General features: G+C 57.0%; 21 protein-coding genes. 9 read left to right on the plus strand and 12 right to left on the minus strand.

What is annotated here, in order from left to right:
- Positions 1–15 precede the first annotated feature (15 nt).
- From LNA76_RS16590 to thpR, 4 genes are all read right to left on the minus strand, one after another.
- Positions 16–984 carry a TRAP transporter substrate-binding protein gene (locus LNA76_RS16590; RefSeq protein WP_108727086.1) on the minus strand — a complete coding sequence of 323 codons (969 nt, stop codon included), beginning with the start codon at positions 982–984 and terminating at the stop codon, positions 16–18.
- A 37-nt stretch (positions 985–1,021) separates the two neighbouring features.
- Complete coding sequence (locus tag LNA76_RS16595) at positions 1,022–1,696, minus strand: DUF4286 family protein (protein WP_094195274.1); 675 nt, start codon at positions 1,694–1,696, stop codon at positions 1,022–1,024.
- Positions 1,697–1,891: 195 nt separating this feature from the next.
- The gene (locus LNA76_RS16600) at positions 1,892–2,830 is read right to left on the minus strand and encodes a LysR family transcriptional regulator (RefSeq protein ID WP_230019486.1); all 939 of its coding nucleotides are present in this window, start codon (positions 2,828–2,830) and stop codon (positions 1,892–1,894) included.
- Entirely contained in the window at positions 2,827–3,426 is a 600-nt protein-coding gene (thpR, locus tag LNA76_RS16605) for an RNA 2',3'-cyclic phosphodiesterase (RefSeq protein ID WP_230019487.1), read from the minus strand. Before thpR ends, LNA76_RS16600 begins: the two co-directional genes overlap by 4 nt.
- A gap of 311 nt (positions 3,427–3,737) precedes the next feature.
- Between thpR and LNA76_RS16610 the strand changes: the two genes are divergently transcribed.
- The 3 genes from LNA76_RS16610 (at position 3,738) to LNA76_RS16620 (ending at position 5,100) form a co-directional block, all read left to right on the plus strand.
- The gene (locus tag LNA76_RS16610) at positions 3,738–3,914 is read left to right on the plus strand and encodes a hypothetical protein (RefSeq protein WP_159063886.1); all 177 of its coding nucleotides are present in this window, start codon (positions 3,738–3,740) and stop codon (positions 3,912–3,914) included.
- A gap of 275 nt (positions 3,915–4,189) precedes the next feature.
- Entirely contained in the window at positions 4,190–4,438 is a 249-nt protein-coding gene (locus tag LNA76_RS16615) for a GlsB/YeaQ/YmgE family stress response membrane protein (protein WP_123050762.1), read from the plus strand.
- 218 nt (positions 4,439–4,656) lie between these two features.
- Positions 4,657–5,100 carry a DUF488 domain-containing protein gene (locus tag LNA76_RS16620; protein ID WP_230019488.1) on the plus strand — a complete coding sequence of 148 codons (444 nt, stop codon included), beginning with the start codon at positions 4,657–4,659 and terminating at the stop codon, positions 5,098–5,100.
- An 11-nt stretch (positions 5,101–5,111) separates the two neighbouring features.
- On the opposite strand, the gene LNA76_RS16625 is transcribed toward LNA76_RS16620, so the two are convergent.
- From LNA76_RS16625 to LNA76_RS16645, 5 genes are read right to left on the minus strand one after another with little or no spacing between them, the layout of a single operon-like run.
- Positions 5,112–6,560 carry a DUF3482 domain-containing protein gene (locus LNA76_RS16625; RefSeq protein ID WP_121737685.1) on the minus strand — a complete coding sequence of 483 codons (1,449 nt, stop codon included), beginning with the start codon at positions 6,558–6,560 and terminating at the stop codon, positions 5,112–5,114.
- Positions 6,557–7,963 carry a DUF2868 domain-containing protein gene (locus LNA76_RS16630; protein WP_230019489.1) on the minus strand — a complete coding sequence of 469 codons (1,407 nt, stop codon included), beginning with the start codon at positions 7,961–7,963 and terminating at the stop codon, positions 6,557–6,559. The genes LNA76_RS16625 and LNA76_RS16630 overlap by 4 nt, the downstream gene beginning before the upstream one ends.
- A 15-nt stretch (positions 7,964–7,978) precedes the next feature.
- The gene (locus tag LNA76_RS16635) at positions 7,979–8,473 is read right to left on the minus strand and encodes a TPM domain-containing protein (protein ID WP_094195268.1); all 495 of its coding nucleotides are present in this window, start codon (positions 8,471–8,473) and stop codon (positions 7,979–7,981) included.
- 17 nt (positions 8,474–8,490) lie between these two features.
- The gene (locus LNA76_RS16640; protein ID WP_230019490.1) at positions 8,491–9,447 is read right to left on the minus strand and encodes a TPM domain-containing protein; all 957 of its coding nucleotides are present in this window, start codon (positions 9,445–9,447) and stop codon (positions 8,491–8,493) included.
- A 20-nt stretch (positions 9,448–9,467) separates the two neighbouring features.
- Positions 9,468–10,088, minus strand: coding sequence for a LemA family protein (locus LNA76_RS16645; protein ID WP_094195266.1), 621 nt, complete (start codon positions 10,086–10,088; stop codon positions 9,468–9,470).
- Positions 10,089–10,514: 426 nt separating this feature from the next.
- Between LNA76_RS16645 and LNA76_RS16650 the strand changes: the two genes are divergently transcribed.
- The 4 genes from LNA76_RS16650 (at position 10,515) to LNA76_RS16665 (ending at position 15,124) form a co-directional block, all read left to right on the plus strand.
- Positions 10,515–11,990: a DEAD/DEAH box helicase gene (locus LNA76_RS16650; protein WP_230019491.1), complete on the plus strand. Its 1,476-nt coding sequence runs from the start codon at positions 10,515–10,517 to the stop codon at positions 11,988–11,990.
- Positions 11,991–12,055: 65 nt separating this feature from the next.
- The gene (locus LNA76_RS16655) at positions 12,056–12,679 is read left to right on the plus strand and encodes a LysE family transporter (protein WP_230019492.1); all 624 of its coding nucleotides are present in this window, start codon (positions 12,056–12,058) and stop codon (positions 12,677–12,679) included.
- 97 nt (positions 12,680–12,776) lie between these two features.
- Positions 12,777–14,390, plus strand: a complete 1,614-nt coding sequence (locus LNA76_RS16660; protein WP_094195263.1) for a peptide chain release factor 3 — start codon at positions 12,777–12,779, stop codon at positions 14,388–14,390.
- Positions 14,391–14,500: 110 nt separating this feature from the next.
- On the plus strand, positions 14,501–15,124 hold the full coding sequence (locus LNA76_RS16665; RefSeq protein WP_094195262.1) for a hypothetical protein: 624 nt from the start codon (positions 14,501–14,503) through the stop codon (positions 15,122–15,124).
- Between the two features lie 144 nt (positions 15,125–15,268).
- On the opposite strand, the gene bfr is transcribed toward LNA76_RS16665, so the two are convergent.
- From bfr to LNA76_RS16680, 3 genes are all read right to left on the minus strand, one after another.
- On the minus strand, positions 15,269–15,748 hold the full coding sequence (gene bfr / locus LNA76_RS16670; protein WP_094195261.1) for a bacterioferritin: 480 nt from the start codon (positions 15,746–15,748) through the stop codon (positions 15,269–15,271).
- Positions 15,749–16,018: 270 nt separating this feature from the next.
- A complete protein-coding gene (locus tag LNA76_RS16675; RefSeq protein ID WP_094195260.1) occupies positions 16,019–16,288 on the minus strand; it encodes a (2Fe-2S)-binding protein in 270 nt (89 codons plus the stop codon).
- A 130-nt stretch (positions 16,289–16,418) separates the two neighbouring features.
- Positions 16,419–17,303 carry a LysR family transcriptional regulator gene (locus LNA76_RS16680; protein ID WP_094195259.1) on the minus strand — a complete coding sequence of 295 codons (885 nt, stop codon included), beginning with the start codon at positions 17,301–17,303 and terminating at the stop codon, positions 16,419–16,421.
- Between the two features lie 171 nt (positions 17,304–17,474).
- On the opposite strand from LNA76_RS16680, the gene LNA76_RS16685 reads away from it, so the two are divergent.
- Positions 17,475–18,095: an isochorismatase family protein gene (locus LNA76_RS16685; RefSeq protein WP_125277880.1), complete on the plus strand. Its 621-nt coding sequence runs from the start codon at positions 17,475–17,477 to the stop codon at positions 18,093–18,095.
- A 34-nt stretch (positions 18,096–18,129) separates the two neighbouring features.
- Positions 18,130–19,131 (plus strand): TRAP transporter substrate-binding protein, encoded by a 1,002-nt coding sequence (locus tag LNA76_RS16690; protein ID WP_094195257.1) that lies wholly within the window; start codon positions 18,130–18,132, stop codon positions 19,129–19,131.
- Positions 19,132–19,167 lie beyond the last annotated feature (36 nt).

Raw genomic sequence — 19,167 nt, forward strand, 5'->3', positions numbered from 1 at the left:
GGACGCACTCCTTGTTTAGGGCTGACGGTAGGTATCAAGCAGCTTCTGACCGTCGGCACCGGCTTTCTTCAACCACTCTTCGGTCATGGTCTGGCCGATCGCCCGCATCTCGCCGGCCAACTTTTCGCTTAACTGGCCTACCACCATGCCCTTATCGGCCATGGTCTGGGTCAGTTTGGACGTTTGCTCGCGCGACATGGCCCAACCGCGTTGTTCGGCGCGTTCACCCGCTTCCAGAACCGCTTTCTGAACATTCTCGGGCAGACGCTGAAAGGCACGCTTGTTAATGATCACAAAGCTTTGTGGAATAAACACCTGGGCATCGTAGTAGTACTTCACATAGTCCCAGGCCTGCGAGTCCACACCCGTGGCGGGCGAGGTCAGCATGGCATCGATAATGCCGGTGGAAAAAGCCTGAGGGACTTCGGGCGTTTGCACAGTGGTCGGCACGGCCCCCATCAAGGAGACCAAACGACTGGTTGCCGGGCTATAAGCACGGAAACGCACTCCTTCCAGGTCAGACAGTTGTTCCACGGGGTTTTTGGTGTAAATCCCCTGCGGTGGCCAAGGCGAGCCATACACCAGAATGATGCCTTGCTTGTCCAGGCGCTCTGCCAGGAAGGGACGTGTGGCTTTCCAGAGCTTTTCTGACTCATCGAACGACGAAGCCAGCAAGGGCACGCTATCGACTTCAAACAGGGGATCTTCATTACCGATGGCCGCCACCAGCATTTCACCAGCCTGCACCACGCCTTGCTGGACGCCACGCTTGACCTCGGGGCGCTTGAGCAGCACCGAGTTCGACTGCACATTGATATTCAATTCGCCATTGGTCGCCGCTTTGATATCCGCCGCGAACTCGCGCGCATTTTGCGTCAGGAAATTGCTATCGGGCTGCTCGGTACTCATGTTCCAGTTGGTCGCGGCCTGAGCAGTGCCTGCCAACGCAAAGACGCAGGCAATGGAAAGTAGTTTTTTAATCATGATGTCGCTTCTCCCAAGAATTGAGGTGATGACCGCCTTATGAGCGGCCCGCATTCAGATCCCGTGACTGCAGATCCCACAGCAAAGAAAACTCGGATACATCGTTTGTTGCCACCCCTAAATCCTGCTGCAAGCGGGCAGCCAGGATACGAGCGGCGTCAAGGGTGGTCAGATCAGCCACCAGGTAAGGGTCCAGGCTGCGCTGTTGTACATCCTCGGACGGTAAAGGGGTAGAGAGCTCCGGATCAGGTGTCAGTACGCGCAAGGCCAGCAGGCCATCGGTCTGTTCCAGATAGGCGGCACATTGACGTGCCAACGCTTGTCGCTGAGCCGCTTCTGGCAGACGTACCAGCAACACAACAGCACCTGTGCCAGCACCACCGAGCAACGACACCGCCATTACGCGGCGCTGGGTATTGCTCATACGGGCAAAATTGGTATTAGACCAGTCCGTTTGCTGCTCAAAGGCTTTTTTATATTCCGCCGTCCCAAAAACACGCAAGGACTGCGTGCGATACAAAGCCAGATACTTGCGCCCGGCACCATGGCGCACATAACGACGCGACCATTGAAAACCCGGTATGGCCGCGCGTTCAGCCATGTGCTCGCGCTCATACCATTGATTGAAATCCTGCTCATGCTCAGGGGCGATATCCGTCCAGATAAACAGTTCCCCCGGTGCATCACGATCAGTACGAAAAGTAGCAGACACGAAAGCCTCCCCAAAAAGGTTATTGCACACTCTTTGTGGGAGTGTCCAACGGCTTCTAAGCAGAGTCCAAATGTTTTATTTCCACCTGGGTCGATAAGAAAAAGCGATCAGACAAAGCGAATGGCGCAGTATCTAGATTATCAAGCAAGGTGACAATCCGTACACAGGCACAGTCAAGGGGAAAACCCTCAAAGGCTAAATGGCAAAGACACGCGTGTCTGGCGGGGGTAAAGCCAGTCCAGGATGCTCGGCCGCAAAATGATGCATGCGCTCCAGCGCCACGCCAATCACTGCCTGGGCGGTCTGCGTTAAAGGGTCAGGCCGCCAACTGGCGACCAGGCGCAAGTCGGGCAAGGCATGCTCACACACAATCTCCTGATACAGCCCACTGTCCAACTGACGGCTGACTGCCGCCAAAGGCAAAGTCGCAATGCAAGGTTGAGCTTCAATCAATTGCGTGCTGGCGGCAATCGAAGAGACATAGTGAATCCGTGCCTGATCCACCGGCAAGGGTTCGAGCAATTGCACCAAGGCCAGATGCGGCTGGGAGCCACGGGGAAACGTCACCAAAGGCCAACGCTGCACCAGTTCCTGCAAGCCGCTACGTACCGGCATGGATTCATCAGCCATGCACACCCAGCCCATGCGCATGGAGCCCATTGGCAGGTTGCGTATGCCATCCCCCATGATGGGGTCGGTCTGCAAGGCCACATCAATGGTGCCGCGCTTGAGCAAGTCATGCAGGCGCAAGGTGGATTCGGCGGTCAGCTCTATTTCCAGTTCGGGGTAGAGGGCATGCAACTGACGAATCAAATCCTTGAACCAGGTATGCACAATGGATTCGACCACACCCAGGCGCATACGGCCGCTTAAACGGCTGGAGCCTGCCAGGGCCTCGCGCAAATCGTGCTCCATACCCAGCATCTGCTCGGCATACTGCATCAGCTTGCGTCCTGCCGGGGTCAGGCGCAGATCACGATGACCGCGCTCAAACAGGGTTTTCTGAAACTCACTTTCCAGGGCCGCAATCCGCCCTGAAACAGCCGCTTGCGTCAAATGCTGCTTGTTCGCGGCTGCACGAAAACTGCCCAAGCGAGCGATCCAGATAAAGGTTTCCAAAAAGCGGATATTCATGCACCTGTCCTTTCGGGCTTGATCATGGCAGCCAGATGATACTGACTGCGCTGTTCACCAGGAACAGAGACAATCAGGCCCACACCATCCCCCACAAAAGCCTGCATAGGCAAAGCATGGCCATGCGGCTGACCAGCAGCAATCTGAGCATGGCGCAGCAAGGAGACATGCGGACGAAAAAGACGTGGTTGCCGGGTCCAGCCCAAGGCAATCAGTTTGGCCCAAATCTCTTCGTGCCACTGCTGCAAGGCCGTCAATGCCTGGCTTTGCGACGCGTCCGGCCCAGCCCACACCACTCGCGGTTTCTCAAACACATCACGCATTGTCAGGTCCATCTTGATCTGCGGCACCGGCCATTGCGCCATCTGTGTCGCCAAGGTCTGCAGATCAGACACGCGGCTACCATCCAGAAATGCCAGTGTTAAGTGAAAGTGATCGGGCTGCATCATGCGCCCGCCGTAAATCGCATGCGCCTGCAGCGCCTGTTCAGCCAGCCAGGCACGGGTTTGTACGTCCGGCCACCAACCGATAAATGCGCGCAAAACGTGATCGGCATCAAGCGACTGCAGGTCCAGCGTAGGCAAGGGAATCGTCATCAGCAAACCCCCAAACAAGACGGATCGAGAAAAAGGACGTTTAGCCTAAGCCCTGCAAAGACGGCGCGCCAGATCATAAACAATATCCAAGGCCGGCAATTGCGTGCGACCTGACAAACGTACCGTGTTCGCAAACGGCCACAAAATGCCGCAGCTTGCGAAAGCCCATGCTTGTCCCCTTGCTGACGCTTGAACCGGCTTATGCACAGACCGCATCAACTTGATGATTTTTTGGCGTTTGAGCCGCGCATTGTACCTGCATAGAATATGCTCGACCGCTTGGAAAGCCTATAAAAACACCGGAGACAACCATGGCTGTTTCCCCGACACAGCCGGGTACGCGCCACCACGTTTTAACAACCACCGGCTTGCTGTCGCTGGCAGGCAGGCCCCCTTCTTTAGAGCGCCAAGCCTTCGCAACAACCTCCCCCGACCGGGGTATGGCCCGAGACATCATCATGGCCAATACGCAGACCCTGTCGGGCTAGATTGCCAAACGCAAAGCCCCCTGTCACTGCCCTACGCATATGAGCAGGCCACGCAGTGGGTACAAAAACGCAAACCCGCCTTACTGGATTAAGCCGAGCCAGATGCAGGCAACAATCACCCGACATAACGAAGTGGATTACAAGCCCTTCATTTACAAAACCTGACGTTTTTCTCTGTTTCCAAAACGCAAAACGATAGACGCCTAAAAACTCCATACCTAATATAAGCGGAGCGGTCCGAACCCCAGACCGACACACAGCACAGGAGTAGCACGATGGGTATTATCTCCATGATTATTGTGGGCTTTATCGTAGGTTTGCTGGCACGAGCCATCATGCCCGGCGACCAAAAAATGGGATGGATAATGACAACCATCCTGGGTATTGTCGGTGCCTTTGTGGCAGGTTATCTGGGACAAGCCATGGGCTGGTACGTGCCAGGGCAAGGCGCAGGCTGGATCGGCTCCATCGTAGGTGCCATCATCGTCCTCTTTGTCTACGGACTGGTCAGCAAAAAAGCGTAAAACGCCGTATAAATACAAAACCGCAGCCTTGCAGCTAATGTGATTGGCAATCCGCAGCATCCCCACGGCCACACACTACTGGAAGGCTGCCAGTCTGCATAAGGCGCGATTCACTGATACCTGTAGCTATCGCGACCCTGACTCACAGAAAAAACAGACGCTGTGTCATTGACCGCCAGCGCCTGAACACACAAAGCCTGACGCTCCCGGAGCCAGTCATGCCCTACACGATCACCTTAAGTCGCATTTACGACGCCATCCATGAGCCTGCCGGCAAAGCGGCCCGTGTACTCACAGACCGTCTCTGGCCACGCGGTCTGAGCAAAGACGAGTTGGGCGACATCCAGTGGCTGCACGAGGCCAGCCCGGCAAGCGAATTGCGCAAAAATTTTCATAGCGGCGCCATCTCCCCCGAGCAATTCCAGCACCGCTATCAAGAACAACTGCAGCACGACCCCGACGCCTTGTTTCCCCTGATGAAACTGGCCCGCCAAGGCGAGCTGCAATTGCTAACCGCCACCCACGACCCGCAAACCTCCTATCTGACGGTGCTGAAACAGGCTGTGATCGAGGCTTTGGCCAAAGAGGATCGCCTACACGACGGCAATGAACCCAGTTCGCCGGTTTGTTACGCGCACGTAGTGAAAGAAGACAAGCAATAAGCCGTGACTGGCTATCCCTGCGGCCGCCCGACAGTATTAGCGCCAGGCGCATTGCGCGCCCCCAGCAGACGCTGCACCAACCCCTGCACACACGCTTCGCGCCGTGAGTCCGGCGCATAGTCCGCTCGCAAAGTCGACCAGGCCGGATGAATCCGTGCCTGTGCCAGCTCCTCCGGCAGACCTTGTGCCCGCCAGACATTCAACTCCCGCTGCAAGGCCTGATCGAAATTCTCGGCATCAATCTCGCCCAGGCGAATCGGCGTCTGTGCGGCATGGCCGCGTCGCTCCAAAGCCGCCATCAAGCTTAGCTGCCGCACCGCCAGCAAACGCAAGACGGCATCATCCACGCTAAGCTCAGTCTCGCCCCGCAACTTGCCCATCAAACGCTGGCCCCATTTGTCCGCGCCTTGCCACAAACCACCTGCCAAGGCGCCCAGAACCGTCCCGGTTCCTAAGCTCAGACCGCCCGTCATCACATCCAGCGTCGCGCCGGCCATGGCACCGGCAGCCACACCCTTGCCCAACTGCACGCCAAACTCCTTCAAGGCCTGGGGATCAAACAAGTCCATGCCCCAACGACCACCGTCAAAATGCAGCAGGTCCGCCACCACATCCTGACGGCCAAAGCTGTAGCGCTTGAGCAAAGCCTGCACACTCTTGGCCTCGCGCGCCAAGACCGGCTCCTTTAACTGCTGCGCGGCCAGTTCCATGGCCTCCTTGTCCGAGGGTGTACTGACCCGCCAGGCCGCCACATCCACCAGCAATTCTGCCAGCAGCCGCATCGCGTCTCGACGCCGCAATACCGCCTGCTGCGCCAAATCCACTTTCAACTGCTGCAACACTCCGGCCTGCGTCTCCAGCAGAACGGCAAGCTTGTCGTACAGTAAAGCCTCGCCATCCAAAGCCGGTGCCACCGTATCGAACTCCGCCAAGGCATGCAGCCCCAGACGTGCCAACGCACTGCGCCATTCCTGTACCCGCGCCTGCGGACTACGCACGAAATTGAGCACAGGCAACAAAGGCCGCCCGCTATAGGCCAGCAAAGTCAGCTCGTCCTTATGCTTGCTCAAGACAGGATCGCGCGCATCCACCACATACAAACCTGCATCGCAAGATTGCAACTTGCGCAGCACACGGGCCTCCTGCTCGAAACGGCCCTGTGCCGCCGGGGACTCCAGAAAACGACGTATCCGTTCCGGTCCATCAATACGTTCACCGGGCTGGCTGAGCTGATCCATAAAGTCCAGCAAGGCCATGCTGTCTTCCAGGCCGGGGGTGTCGAACAGCTCCACCAGGGCCTCGCCGTCCACCGTTAGTCTGGCTCCTTCCACATGCCGTGTAGTGCCAGGGCTATTGCTGACCTGCCCAAACTCCGTATCCCGCGTCAGGGTACGCAGCAAAGAGGTTTTACCCGTATTGGTGTGACCCACCACCGCCAGCGTCAAAGCCGCAGCACTCATGATGGCTCCTTCGTAGACAAGTCTGGCCATTGATCGTGAATCTGCCCAGGCGCAAAGCCTGCCGCCACCAAGCGCTCATGCCAACTGCGACGGCGCGTCTGGTCCGGGTCGGCCAAGGCGTCGTCCAGCAACACCACATCGGATTGCTGGGCCAACTGTGCCCATTCAACCAGCGTTGCCACCACACCACGGTCCGGCGTCTGGGCGGCATCACATACCATCAACAAATGGCGAGGACTGGCCGACTGCAAGCGCCCCAGAATCTCCAGGCGCTCAGCGCGCGAATCCACCCGGCCCAAGTCCTGCATCTGTGTCTGCACGAAAGCAGGTGGCCAGCTATGTTCTGGCGGCAACTCCAGCCCCACCACGCACAGCGCATTAGCGGTCAAAGGCGTGCTGGGCTGACTTTGAATGCGAGCCACCCTGTCGGGCGATGCCAATTCATCCACGCCCGTCGGTTCGCTGGCTGGCATCAAGCGCGGACGCAACTCTGCCAGGCCCGGCAGGCTGTCGTCCAGACTCAAGCGAGCCGTATGTTTACGCCATTGCCACAGGCTCCAGGCCAAGGCCAGCACACGAGGCAGCAAACCATAGGTGACCACCGCGCCCAACAGCCAACTGGACCACAGGGCCTGAGCCTGGGCATCCAGCACTTGCAGACCATCGCTGCTACGTATGGTGAAGGTATCGGGCTGGGCAAAGCCCAATAAGGACGGCAGGGCACCCAGGCCTTCAACCAGCCAGACAAAGCTATCTGGCGTCAAAAGCGTGGTTTCCCAATTGAAGTGATAGCGGCGCGAAGCCAGCAATAACAGCAGGGTGCTCAAGGCCGACAAAAAGGCCAGCACCCACAAGCTATGGCTGATCAGACCCGCTAGCCAGGACTGGCTACCTCGGCGTGCCAGTACGGCGGCAAAAGCCTGGGGTACCAGACTGGCATCGCCTTTGACGAAGCGGCGACTTAGCCACCACCAGGCATCACTGGCCCAACTGCCCGTGCCAGCGCTTTTGCCGGACCAGAACAAGCTGAACAGCCAGAAAATAAAGGTCAGCGCGTGCAAACCCAGCAAAGCCCCCAAGGCCGTCAATACATTCACGGCTCGACTGCCATCGCCCAGTGCTCCTGCAGCGGTCCCGGCGCCTGCCAACAAAGCCAGCACCGCCATGGCGATCAGCAGGAGGCGGGCCATACGCCACCAACGCGTCCAGGCTTGTTCCAGCCCATCGCGCCGCGCCAGAGCCAAAGCGCGTGCCGATACACGTTGAGCAAATGAACCACCCGCCGCCCGCGCACGGCGCGATTCAGACAGGTCCTCAATAGGGCCCCACAGGGTTTCGCGCAAACGTATGGCTTCCACCAGAGTTTGCTGCTGCCAGGAGCCGACGGATTCAGACGGTTTCATGGCACTGGCCACCACTTAAAGGAGTACCGGTTCGTCAGGCAAAGCATTGCCCGCCGCACCCGGAGTCTGCGTCGGGGCACCTTTTTGCAAGACAGCTTCGATGGCACTGACCGCCCCCAGCAAGCCGGACAAATACTCGCGCGAGGCCAGATCTTTCTCCAGTTGCCGACATATCTGTTCCCATTGCGCCGGATCGGCCTGGATACCCCGGTCCGCAATGATATGGATACGGCGTTGGCCCAAGGCCAGGTACAGCAAAACGCCAGAATTCAAAGGCGTATCCCAGACACGCAAACGGCCAAAAACCTCCAGAGCACGTTGGGCGCTGTCGGCTTCATGGGCGGGCAAAACGGCTTCAATGGCGACGACCAGCTCACCGCTATGATCCTCTTCACCTTTTCGGATCTGTTCAGCCAGATGGCCCAGCATTTCAGCATTGAAATAACGACGGCGCAGCCACTGACCTTGCACCGACGCCCAGCCCGAGAGTTCTTTCCAATTCACACTCATATCGCTCCCCTGTGGCCTTACCAACTACCGGAAGCGCCACCGCCTCCGCTACCGCCACCACCGCCGCCGCTGCCTCCGCCAAAACCACCGAAGCCCCCGCCACTGCTACCATTTCCACCAAAGCCACCGGAAGAATAACCGCCCAACCCTCCAATGACGCCACCACGGCGCGAGGCACGCCCGGAACTGGACTTACCGCCCGCACCAAAGAGTCGGCCAATCAGGCTCAATCCAGCGCCCACAACAGCAGCCAACAAGGCCAAGCCAATACTGCCCGAGACAATCAGGGTAAAGACGCCTGCGGCAAAAGCAGCAAACAAGGGAGAGGCAAAAAACACAATTGCCCCCACAGCCAGCAAAGGCTCCCAGAACACGCCTTCTTCACCTGACGAAGTAACAGGCGCATCCTTAGGGGGAGGGGGAAGCTCTTCACCATTGACCAAGCCCACCAGACTATCGGCAGCAGCCTGAATACCAGCGTAGAAATTGCCTTCCATAAAACGAGGCGTCATCTGTTCGCGAATGATGCGGCCAGCCTGCAAATCGGTCACTGCGCCTTCCAAGCCGTAGCCGGTCTGGATACGCATGCGGCGATCGTCCTTGGCCACCAGCAGCAAGATGCCGTCATCCACTTTTTTGCGGCCAATTTCCCACTGATCAAAAACACGCAAGGCGTATTGCTCGATGGTTTCGTCGCCCGTGGTGGGCACCATCAAAATGACCACCTGTGCGCCTTTTTCCTGCTCCACCGCCTTGAGCTGCTGGTTCAGGGCGTCTTTTTGATCCGGACTCAAGGTGCCCGTGGTATCGGTCACCCAACCCGCAATGGCGGGAATAGGCTCGGGTTTGGCATGCGCTTGTGCCCAGGGCCAGCACAAGAACAGCAGTGCCATCAACCAGCCACAAACCCAGACCAGCCTGCCAGAACGTGCAGACCCAGGCCCAGCAGTCCGTGCAAGATCGTGCACGCTCATGGTGCCACCTCCAGAATTAATCAAGACCCGGCAGGAGCAGGGGTCGCAGGGATATCAAACTTGACCTCGGGATCCCGCGTGATCTCGCTTTGACGATCCACACCGTAGTTTTCCTTGACCTTGTAACCAAATAGCTTGGCGGTAATCAGGGTAGGGAACTGACGAATGAACAGGTTGTATTCCTGCACAGCCTGTACATAACGGCCACGCTCGGTAGCGATACGGTTTTCCGTGCCTTCAAGCTGTGTCATCAAATCACGGAACAGGCCGTCGCTTTTCAGTTGTGGGTAGTTTTCCGAGACGGCAATCAAACGCGACAAGGCCGAGGACAACTGGTTCTGGGCTTGCTGGAAACGCGCCATGACTTCGGGGTTGTCCAGATCATCCACTTTCATCTGAATCGTGCCGACCTTGGCGCGAGCCTCAGTGACTTGGGTGAGCACCGCGCGCTCGTTAACCATATAGGCATTGACCGAGCTGACCAGTTTGGGCACCAGTTCGGCCCGGCGCTCGTATTGATTCAAGGTTTGCGACCAAGCAGCCTTGACCTGCTCGTCCAGGCGCTGGATCTCGTTATACCCACAACCAGAGAGCAAGACCGCTACACTGCTGATAAAGACCCATCGTATCCATGATGTCATGATTTTTTCCTGCAAAAATAAGCAGATAAACAACAAAAAAGGGTTCTAACCCATTCGCTCGGGCACCTGCCAAACCGAGCCCGGCAGTGCGTGCACGCCCAGCGTAAACCGCGTCCCGCCGCATAACAAGTGCGTCTATGATGGCGCTTAACAATTTCTGTCAAATCCGGCTACGCAGCAAGCCTGACCTTTGATGCTTGAAACAGGTTGTTTTAACGCGACCACTCAAAATGATACAAGATGGTCAATGAGGATTTTTACTGATTTCACGCTATAATGGCTGATTGCGCAGCGCACCAATCACTGCGCCTCTTGCAGCAGGCGGCGTTCTTGCCCCTGCCGTGGCATCGTCGCCATAAACAAAATACCTTAGCCTGGATTGGTAGGGCCCCAAAGAGGGCTTTTGGGCTAGTCACTGGAAAATTCTTGGACTCTCAAATCACTTTTGCCTCTCTTGAGCTGGCAGAACCTCTGTTGCGTGCTGTAACCGACGCAGGCTATACCCACCCCACCCCTATTCAGGCCCAGGCTATCCCTAAGGTCATTGAAGGTGGTGACCTGTTGGCCGCTGCTCAAACCGGCACTGGCAAGACCGCAGGCTTTACCCTGCCTATCTTGCACCGTCTGCTGAACAACCCTCAGCAAAATCGTAAACCAGGCCGCCCACGTGCGCTGATCCTGGCTCCTACCCGTGAACTGGCCGCCCAGGTTGAAGAATCGGTACGTTTGTACAGCCAGCACACCCGTCTGCGCTCGATGGTCATGTTTGGTGGCGTGAACATCAACCCCCAGTTCCATGCCCTGCGCAAGCCACTGGACATTCTGGTCGCGACCCCTGGCCGTTTGCTGGATCACGTGCGTCAACGCACGGTAGACCTGACTGGCGTGGAAATTCTGGTGCTGGACGAAGCCGACCGCATGCTGGACATGGGCTTTATCCGCGACATTCGCAAGATCATCAGCCTGATGCCCGTTGAGCGTCAGACCCTGCTGTTCTCGGCTACCTTCTCGGACGAAATCCGTGAGCTGGCCCGCAGCTCGCTGAACAACCCGGTCGAAGTGGCTGTTGCTGCTCGCAACACCACCAATGAACTGATTACCCAGCAAGTGATTCTGGCTGACCAGGCACACAAACGTGACCTGCTAAGCCACATCATCCGCGAAAGCAGTTGGAACCAGGTGCTGGTGTTCTGCCGCACCAAGCACGGCGCCAACCGTTTGGCCGAAAAACTGTCCAAAGACGGTATGGCGGCTGAAGCCCTGCACGGCAACAAGAGCCAGGCGGCTCGTACCCGTGCGCTGGCCGGCTTCAAGAACGGCAAGGTTGTGGTGCTGGTTGCCACCGACATCGCCGCACGTGGTCTGGACATTGATCAACTGCCTTACGTGGTGAACTTCGAACTGCCTAACGTGCCTGAAGATTACGTTCACCGTATTGGCCGTACTGGCCGTGCCGGTAGCGAAGGCGTGGCCCTGTCGCTGGTCGATCGCAGCGAAATGCGTTTGCTCAAGCAGATCGAGCGCATGACCCGCAATCCTATCGAGCGCATCGTGGTGGAAGGCTGGACGCCTCCCTCGCGTGCTGCTCTGGCTGAAGAAGCCAAGGAAGACACCTACGCAGAGCGCCGTTTCCACAGCGCTCCTGGCCCTGGTGCTCGTGCTCCAGCAGGTGCTCGCCGTTCGGGTGGCGGTGGTGGTCAGGCTCGCTCGCCTGAAGGCCGTGGTGGTAATGGCGAAAGCCGTCCACGCCGTCCTGGCAATGACAACCGTCCACGTCGCAGCGCCGCTCCTGGTGGTGCAGGTGGTGGTGCTGCCCGTGCCGGTCAAGGCCGCCCTGGTGGTCGTCAGGACAGCCGTGGCCCGAACCGCAGCAACCGCAGCGCCGCCCAAGCCAAAGCCTAAACCCTGCAAAAGGGGCTGTGCCTGCCAAAGGCGGGCACAGCGCCCGCCTTTGAACCGAGCACACCATGGCACTGAGCACCTGGCTCGCCTTTTTCGCGGCTTCCTGGGTCATTTCCTTCTCACCCGGTCCCGGCGCGATCTCCTCCATGTCCTCGGGCCTGAAATACGGCTTCAAACGTGGGTATTGGATGGCGATTGGCCTGAATATCGGAATCATGATCCAGATATTCATCATCAGCCTGGGGCTTGGACAAGTCCTGGCGCGCTCGGAACTGGCGTTCACCACGCTTAAGTGGCTGGGCGCGGCGTACCTGATTTATCTGGGCTGGAAGCAATTACGCACTGACGCCATGCCGGTGCAGGTCACAGGCCAGGCACCCAGCGATTTTCGCATTCGTGATCTATTGCTTCGTGGTTGTCTGATCAATATCACCAACCCCAAGGGGCTGATATTTCTGCTGGCCATCATGCCCCAGTTTCTGGACTTGAATCGGCCCATGCCACTGCAATACCTGCTGATCGCCATGACCCTGTGCTTTACGGATCTGGTGGCCATGGGTTGCTACACCTCGCTGGCCGCACGCATGTTGCATTTGCTCCGTCAGGCCAGCCACGTACGGCTGCTGAACCGCGTATTCGGTTCGCTATTTATCTTGGCAGGGACGGTATTGGCCGGCGTGTCGCGTTAGCCTTGTGCACGCATCAACTTGCCCCCAAGCCCTGCTTTACGGATAATTCGCTCACTGTTTTCCACGCGCCAGACTGGCGCTGCCACAAGGATTTTCAATGTCGTCCGGTGACATACGCTCTGAAGTCAAGAAACGCCGCACCTTTGCCATCATTTCGCACCCTGACGCGGGTAAGACCACACTGACTGAAAAACTGCTGCTGTTCGCAGGTGCGATTCAGATTGCAGGGAGCGTCAAGGCCCGTAAAGCCAGCCGCCACGCCTCTTCGGACTGGATGGAAATTGAAAAACAACGTGGTATTTCGGTGGCCTCCTCGGTCATGCAGATGGAGTACCGCGACTGCGTGATCAACTTGCTCGACACCCCTGGTCACCAGGACTTCTCGGAAGATACCTACCGTGTGCTGACCGCTGTGGACGCCGCCTTGATGGTGATTGACGCGGCCAACGGTGTGGAACCGCAGACCATCCGCCTCTTGCAAGTGTGCCGGGCTCGCAATACGCCCATCATCACCTTTGTGAACAAGCTGGACCGCGAAGTTCAAGAGCCGCTGGATGTGCTGTCGGAAATTGAGTCGCACCTGGGTATGGAAGTAGTGCCTTTTTCCTGGCCTATCGGGATGGCACGTCGCTTTGGCGGTGTGTTCAATCTGCGCGCCAATCATATGCGTGTGTTCAAACCCGGTCAGGAACGCCATGGCCAGGATGAAATCATCCCCGGCCTGGACAACCCCGTGATTGCCGAGCGTTTTGGCGAACCCTTTGAAAAGGCACAGGAAGAGATTGAGCTGCTCAACGCCGCCGCCCCAGAGTTCGACCTGGAAATGTTCCTGGCTGGCCAGCAAACGCCTGTTTTCTTTGGCTCGGCCATCAATAACTTTGGTGTGCAGGAAGTGCTGGACGCGCTGGTTGACCTGGCCCCTTCTCCAGGTCCACGCGCCGCCTTGCAGCGCGAAGTGCAGCCCGACGAACCCAAGTTCAGTGGTGTGGTGTTCAAGGTACAAGCCAATATGGACCCCGCCCACCGTGACCGCGTGGCCTTTGTGCGCGTCAGCTCGGGCCATTTCAAGCGCGGCATGAAACTGAAAGTGTCACGTACTGGCAAGGAAATTCGCCCCAACAACGTGGTGTCCTTCCTGTCGCAACGTCGTGAACTGCTGGACGATGCCTTTGCCGGTGACATCATCGGTGTCCCCAATCACGGCATCCTGCAATTGGGCGACGTGCTGACTGAAGGCGAAAACCTGCAGTTCACCGGCTTGCCGTTCTTTGCCCCTGAACTGTTCCAGTCCATTGAGGTCAAAGATCCTTTGCGCACTAAACAGTTGCGTACCGGCCTGACCCAACTGGGTGAAGAGGGCGCCATTCAGGTGTTCCGTCCCCATATGGCAGGCGGCATGATGCTCCTGGGTGCTGTCGGCCAACTGCAGTTTGAAGTGGTGGCACACCGCCTGAAAACCGAATACGGTGTGGAAGCACGCCTATCGTCCAGCCGCTTTAACCTGGCTCGTTGGGTCACCGCCAAAGACCCTAAAGACATGAAGAAGTTTATCGAGACCAACGCCGGCAATATTGCCTATGACGTGGTCGAGGCCATTGCCTTTTTAGCAACATCGCCTGCGCAACTGCGTGTGGCTCAGGAGCTCAATCCAGGCATTGAATTTCACGCATTACGTGAACACGGTGGACACGTTTTCGGGGATGCCGTCTAATTCTGTCACAAGAACAGGGCCGACATTTCGCTACAATGACGGCTCTTTTCTTTTAATAACGCGCATCCGACCCATCGGATCGCTCCTGACTCAAAACCGAGACATCGCTTATGCCCTGGCGTTTTATCATTGCTGTCTTGCTGCTGGCCGCAGGTGCCTCAGTGTGGGGCGGCCTGGAACTGGGGAACTGGCTCATCGCGCACGGCCCAGAGAAGTCTATGGTGGTCAGTACGCCTGATCCGTCCGATCTGCCTACGCTCGATGCCGATGGCAAGCCCTTTACCGCCCAGCCGCCACAACCCTTGATCAACGGTCGCTTAGGCGTGCCACAAGCCCCAACGCCGATTGCTTGGGAAATCGACACGTCTACCCTTACTGAAGAGCAGCCTCCCATTGCTTTGGCCACAACCTCCATTTCGCTGGAGCAGGCGATACAAATCGCCATGGCTGAGCAGAACCGGGAGTTGCAAGGAATTGCCCGCGTGAATCTGGGTGGCACCGAGCCCATTCAGCCGGTCGATGTCGGCACACCACCGCCACCACCACCACAAGATATTCAAGTGGCCAGCAACAATGGCGGCGCCTGGCAGGCACAACTGCAGCAAGAGTTAAATGCCTGTAGCCAAAAAGGATTTTTTGATCGCCCAAGTTGCTCCTGGGACGCCCGGAATAAATATTGCGGTCCAAACGATGCATGGGGCAAGGTTCCTGGCTGTCCAAAAAAATCCTTCTAAAGAAACAGCCGCGTTTTTTTGACCACTACCACCCTTTACCCTTAAGCACTTCACGTCCAAGGCCGCGCACTGCGAATGGCAGGGAAAATAAAAAAGCACCCGTTAGAGAACGGGTGCTTTTTATTGTCTGAGCAACCAGCAAGCTTACTCGCCGTGATCGCCCATCTGTGATTGCAGGTAGTTCTGCAGTCCCACTTTTTCGATTAGCTCCAGCTGTGTACCCAGCCAATCGATGTGTTCTTCGGTATCGTCCAAAATCTTCAAAAACAAATCACGCGAGACATAATCGCGGGTGGACTCACAGTACTCAATCGCTTCCACCACCGTCTGACGGGCAGCCTGTTCCAGCTTCAAGTCACAGCCCAGCAGTTCAGGCACGTTCTCACCGATCATGATCTTGTGCATGTCCTGCAGGTTGGGCAGGCCGTCCAACATAAAGATACGTTCGATCAGCATATCGGCGTGCTTCATCTCGCCGATGGACTCGTCATACTCATGTTTGCCCAGCTTGTTAAAGCCCCAATGGTTCAACATGCGAGCGTGCAAGAAGTATTGATTGATTGCTGTTAGTTCGTTCTTTAGCTGCTTGTTCAGATGCTGAATTACCACTTTATCGCCAAACATGCTGTTCTCCTGTAAATCTGACGGCGCTCCCCCCAAGGAGCCGCCGAGCCCCCACAAACGCTACTTCCGCCAGTGATCGCACACAAGCGCGATATAGGCAAAAACACAGTGGGGGGTGAATGTGACAGGCTACCATGCACGCATGGGCAATGGCTTAAAAAACAAAGAAGCACCCAGAAAGCGTTGCACTTTTGGGTTAGTAGCAGGAACAATAACAATCATTCCCACTAGCAACAGCGGGAATGTGAAATCCTGATCAAAAACACGCGCTTAGGCGCGACAAACAAGGCGGCCGAACTCAGGGGCAGGGATCAGGCTGTCGTTGGCAGCGTAATCCACCCGGGCGGTTTCAAGGCTAGCAATCATGCTTTGATTGGCATAGCGCCCGCCGGGCAAATAATCCTGAGCAGTCTCGGCGCAGCAGCCACAGCAAGACGCCACGCCAAGCTGACCTTGCAGGTCTGCCAGGCTGGAAGCGCCGCCACGTACAGCTTCTTGTACTTGACGCTCGGTGATCGCGTTACATATGCAGATAAACATGAGAACTATTATTATCAAGAAACATAAAAATATCAAGAGTCATTCTCATTAAGAAAGCTATCACGCCAACATATATCCAAGAAGCGCTTTCCGCCTGCCTTTGCAGGCTGGCCCAACACCGACAAACGCATCAATTCTGCAACAAGTGGTCCATCAACAAGCGCGCAGCGGGCGACAAGCTATAACGGCTACGCACACACAAGGCGACACGACGAGCCGTCCAAGGTTCCTTGATCACACACATCACCAGGCCCAGGCTTTGCACATAGGATTGCGCCACAGAGCGCGGCAGCACACCAATGCCAAGACCGGCCTCAATCATGCGGCATTGGGCATCATAGCTGGTTACCTGTACACGGCAACGCCAGGTACGCTCCAGCTCGCTGGCAGCACGTAACAGCAAAAGATTGGGGTGACTGCCGGTATGCATCCCGACATAGTCAAAATCCAGCGTTTCACTAAAGGCCAGCTCGTTCCGTCCAGCCAATGGATGATTCGCCGACACCAGCAAAACCAACTGGTCCTGACGGTAGTCGTAGTACTCCACCTCAGCACTACCTACGCCTCGAATCAACACACCCAGATCCGCATTATTGTCAGCCACCGCCTGCGCGACTCCGGCACTGATCCGCTCCTCCAACGACACCCGCACTTTAGGATGACGCGCCATAAAAGAGCTTAGGGCCTGCGGCAGAAATTGCGTGATGGAGGACAGGTTCGCCGCAATCCGCACATTGCCGGTAGCCCCTCCGGCAAAGTCACGCATCAAGGCCCCCATGGCGTCCATATCATCGAGCAAACGCTGAGCCATGGCGGCCAGCGATTTACCTGCTGCGGTCGGATACACACCTTTATTGCTACGCTCGATCAAAGCCGCGCCTAATTGCTGCTCCAGATCGCTAAGGCGCTTGCTGACTGCCGCAGGCGCAATGTGAAACTGCTCGGCCGCCCCCGAGATGGTGCCGCGTTCCAGCACCAACAAAAATAGTCGCAAAGATTTGGGATCGATGTTCATAAGCCGGTATTCCATCCTAGGAGAGGCGAATCGACAAGCGCCTTACCATCATAAATTGCGATAGCACCATCGTATTTTGACGCTGTACTCACGTCATTAGCGATGACAGACTACACAAATAATACGGAACCTGATTATTTAAATCGGGGAAAAATAGTAAAGGGAGAACAAATGCGCGACAGCGACAATCTGAAAGGGGGGTTTGACGGCACCCTGCCCTTGGGGCAACAGCCAGCTTTGGTCGTTATCGACTTTCAACGCGGTTTTACAGAGCCTGGTCTGACACCACTGGCATCAAACTGCGACAGCCAGATCGAGCAAACCAATGCCTTGATCGGCGCCATGCGTGGCAAGGGCCGCGTTATTTTCACCATCATTGGCTACGAAGCTCATCTGGCCGACGCCAATCTGTGGCTGACCAAGGCTTCGTCATTGCGCTGCCTGCTGCGCGGCTCCTCGGCCTGTGAGCTGGATCCACGGCTCGATTACGACCCTGCACAAGACATCATCCTGTACAAGACCCAGGCCTCCGCCTTTTATGGCACGCCACTGCCCGCCTTGCTGGCCCATCAAGGCTGCGACATGCTGATTGTGACCGGCGCCACCACCAGCGGTTGCGTGCGTGCCAGCGTGGTAGACAGCCTGCAATCAGGATTTGCCCCGTTCGTGGCTGAAGATGCGGTAGCTGACCGCTCACCAGCCCAACACCGCAGCAATCTGGTCGATATGGCCAGCAAATACGCCGAAGTACTGCCCTCGGCCAACTTGATCGCCCATTTACACACGCTTTAACGCCACACAAAAAAAGAAACCACAGGAGACATTCATGAAAAAAGCCCTGACAGCGGCTCTGGCCGCCTGCACCCTGACGCTGGGCATCTCGCCTGCGCACGCCCAAGAAGTCGAGCTGACCTTTTCAACCTACCTGCCACCGGCTTACGAATACGCCTGGAAACCCATCGAGAACTTCGTTCAGAACGTAGAAAAAGAAAGCCAGGGCCGCATCAAGATCAATGTGTTCCATTCCGGCCAGTTGTTTGACGGCTACGAGGAACTGCCTGCCCTGTCGCGTGGTGACGTGGACATCATCAACATGACCAGCACCTACCCCAGCGGTACCATACCTGCGCTGAACATTTTCACCCTGCCATTTCTGTTTGACAGCACGGCTCACCTAAAGCGCGCCCTGGACCAGGGCCTGTTCAAGCTAGGTGCCGAGCAGGAGCTGCGCGACACGCACGATGCCGTTGTGCTGGGCCTGGCTCCCTGGGATCCGTACGAGTTCTACAGCCGCAAGTCCCCCATCAATTCGGCCGCTGATGCCAAGGGTAAAGTCTGGGCCTCGACCAGCTCCATGGACGCACGCGCACTGCAATTGCTGGGCGGCTCGCCTACCGGTATGCCGTCTTCCGAGCTATACCTGGCCTTTGACCGCGGTGTAATCGACGCGACCCCACGCCCATTGCTGACCGGTATTGGCCGCAATCTGTACGAAGTCGCCAAGTACCTTTCCATCGCCAACTTTGGTATCGACGTGTCCGTGCTGACCATCAACCGTAAAAAGTGGGAGTCCCTGCCACCTGATCTGCAAGAGATCATCCGCAAGGCCGCTCACCAACGGGACCAAGAGCAGTTTGAACGTGTTAACGCCTTTGTAGACCAGGCTCTGACGCGCTACCAACAAGCCGGTGTAACCATCAACCGCATTGAACCTGCACAACTGGACGAGATGCGCAAACTGACCCGTCCCGCTATTGACGAGTGGAGCAAGCAGGTTGATAACGGTCCTGCCTACCTGGACCTGATCGAGAAAACCCGCCAGCCCTGATCACGCGTGAATGCACGCCAGTATGAAGTGCTGGCG

The sequence above is a fragment of the Alcaligenes sp. MMA genome (genome assembly GCF_020907215.1).
GTDB lineage: Bacteria > Pseudomonadota > Gammaproteobacteria > Burkholderiales > Burkholderiaceae_B > Alcaligenes > Alcaligenes aquatilis.